Annotated in this window: 3 protein-coding genes; 1 reads left to right on the top strand and 2 read right to left on the bottom strand. The window is 40.4% G+C overall.

The features are described from left to right. Positions 1-240: hypothetical protein (locus PHV30_12160; GenBank protein MDD5457764.1), on the top strand; the 240-nt coding region annotated here is incomplete at its 5' end. Between the two features lie 276 nt (positions 241-516). Here the strand turns inward: PHV30_12160 and PHV30_12155 are convergent. Beyond that, entirely contained in the window at positions 517-2139 is a 1623-nt protein-coding gene (locus PHV30_12155) for a hypothetical protein (GenBank protein ID MDD5457763.1), read from the bottom strand. Further along, on the bottom strand, positions 2136-2363 hold the full coding sequence (locus PHV30_12150; GenBank protein MDD5457762.1) for a hypothetical protein: 228 nt from the start codon (positions 2361-2363) through the stop codon (positions 2136-2138). The genes PHV30_12155 and PHV30_12150 overlap by 4 nt, the downstream gene beginning before the upstream one ends. Positions 2364-2684: the final 321 nt, after the last annotated feature.

Below are 2684 nucleotides of genomic sequence, written 5' to 3'. Positions count from 1 at the left end.
CTATACTCCAATATCAAAATCAACATCTGCTTTAACAGGACTTTCCGTTTTCTTTTTACCTTGAAGTTCCTCATAGAACACCTTGAAGTCATGTATCATCTGGGGAGTCCATTCAGAGCGTGGGTATCTGTCCATCAGCCCTCCGATAATGATAATGAAGGTTCACCGATAGCAGATGAAGGTCGAAATGAACCTTCATTTACCTTCATGTGCCTGCGCATAGTGTTTATGAAGGTATGAAGGTTAAATCCTATAAGAGGGGGGAGTAAGAGTATGTTTTATTAGGGTTAATCAGGTAAATGGGCTTACTGCTATCGTTATGAAGGTATGAAGGTACGTATATAATAATAATATTACCATACCATATATAAGGAAAACGCTTCATGACCTTCATAAACGCCATGCCCCGCCTCATGAAGGTGAAAATTTGACCTTCATTACGCTTCATGACCTTCATATTTTTGTTTGGTATCCCTAATACAATTTCGTCAATACACGAATAAATCCAACTCAACATTACAAATACCTCTTATACAATTCTAATAATTTTAAATTATTTTCATCAGTTAAATATTCAAATATATTACCGTGCATGGTGTGTTTCGACTTCAACCCCATAACTTTCATTTTCTTTCCTATTTTTGTAAGTTCTTTATTTACAATACTTTGCTCTGTATATTGGTCAATCCATTTTAGTTCCTCCGCTATTTCCCGGATAGTCATATTCTCTCGCACACCTGATATGCCGGGGGAGGGTTTGCCTGACACGTTGTTTATTGCAGAGATAATCTGTGCATCGGACGATGTGTGTTCCTCTTCTTTTCGTATTGTTTCCATCGCGGAAATTTTGTTTTGAAGGATTTTAATTAAATCCTGATATAATATTATACCTTTCCTTCCGGTTTTATTTTTTAAAATTTGCGCGACAGTGAACAGGGGTATAAACATCTCGATAAGGCGCCCTTTATTCGATTCCGGAAGTATTATCGGCAATTTAGTAAGGGTTTCAAATCGCCAGAATAACAGCTTTGCCCTGATAATCATTGCCTGTTTAGTATCAATTAATATTTTCTCAGGCATTCCCTGGGACATATTAATAATAATGCTTCTGCTCTCAAGCGTGGGGTGAAAAAGCTGTGTTGTGGCAATCGCCTTAAATCCAAAAACATCATACGCGGTTGGGGTGCGGTTATTACTATCCCCTTCGGTTCGGATCGCATAACTCCCGCGCTTATAGCCCCCGTTCATGCAGCCGTATAGTGCCTGTCCTGCCTCGGTTTCTTGCTTAAGCTGATATTCCGCTTCGTCTATTAATAATGTGATATGCCATAACTCAATGGCACGGAAAAGCGATGGGGCAGTTACGCTAATGGTCTTTGTCGCCCGATATCCTAATTCACTGATTACATCAAGCACCTGGGTCTTACCCGACTCCTTCGGCGCCAGCATACAAAGATAGGGGCAGGTCTGGAAATCATCGACCAGCCATGAAGCCATTATCCATATTGTTAAAATATGATAATCATCATCCTCTAATACTAACTGATTTTTACAATAATTATAAATCTCTGAATAAACCTCAGCGCCGGTTGCCTCAATCGGCGGTATAGGTAGTTTCCATATTGGTTTTATCAGGTCTTCCGGGAACTGGGCTTTAAACTGCCCCTTTTTTCCACACTCGGCGTTATCGCAGATAAACGGTTTAATAAGTTTCCCTCCAACAACTGGAATCACATTTATATGCCCACAATGTGAACACTTCCAATCCCCAAAACTTCCAATATGTAAATCTTCGCCGTCAATCCCCCTCGCGCCTTTCGCCGGCTCAACAAATTTTATACGCTTTCCGTTAAGGATAGGTTCAGGTATTCCATGAAACCGCCCCAAATCTCCGGGGATATTCTCTTCGAGTATGTGAATATATTTAGACTCGGCAGCTAATTGCAGACCGGTGGAGTCAGAGTCGGCGATGCATTCCCCCTCTTTATTAATAATATAATCAAACGGTAAACGGTCTTCTGTTAATATCTGGAATTTCGTTACATAGCGCGGCTCATCATCGGGTTGAATCAGGTCTTTGTATAGTAAAACCCCGGCGGCTTTGATTTTTTGGGGTGTGGGTTCGTGTTTTTTGGTCAAACAGCTCGCCTTCCTTGACTGTATTTTTCTTTGTGATACTCTTTGAAGGCATTAGCAAGGGCGACAAAAGTGGAATGAGGTGCCTTTTTGTATGTTAAATATGTTACAAAAATGTGATACCCTGTGATAATATCATTGTTGGGGTTTGCTATTAACTCTCTCGCCAGGTCGCCCGTGGAGTCGTTGCGCCTTGCCTGTAATTTTAACCAGGGAATAAAGTTCATAATACCCCACCCTTATTTTACTAAACAAGAGTGTGTATTTTTAATTGCTGCCCTTAAAACTTCTGTGTTGTACAAAAGACCAAGATGTTCTTTGAGCTGCTCAAATCGGGTCTTATCCTCCCCGGTCAGTTCGATACTTACAACCAACATATCTGTCATACTGTCTTTGACTATCTTATACTGTCTTATACTTATCGCTTTAGTATTTCTCTCACGGATGCATTTCTCTTTTTATAAAACTCCGCTCGAAGAACTCTATTATTTTTTCCGCAGTTGAATCCCCAACAAGCTTTACTTCTGTAAGCTGCGCCATATTCGCGT

The sequence above is a fragment of the Candidatus Margulisiibacteriota bacterium genome (assembly GCA_028715625.1).
In the GTDB taxonomy this organism is placed as follows: domain Bacteria; phylum Margulisbacteria; class Riflemargulisbacteria; order GWF2-35-9; family GWF2-35-9; genus JAQURL01.
This window is presented reverse-complemented; position numbering and strand designations above follow the sequence as displayed.

Bases quoted from the DNA above. Each gene is read 5' to 3' on its own strand.
- PHV30_12150 (MDD5457762.1), bottom strand. From the start codon at position 2,363: ATGAACTTTATTCCCTGGTTAAAATTACAGGCAAGGCGCAACGACTCC.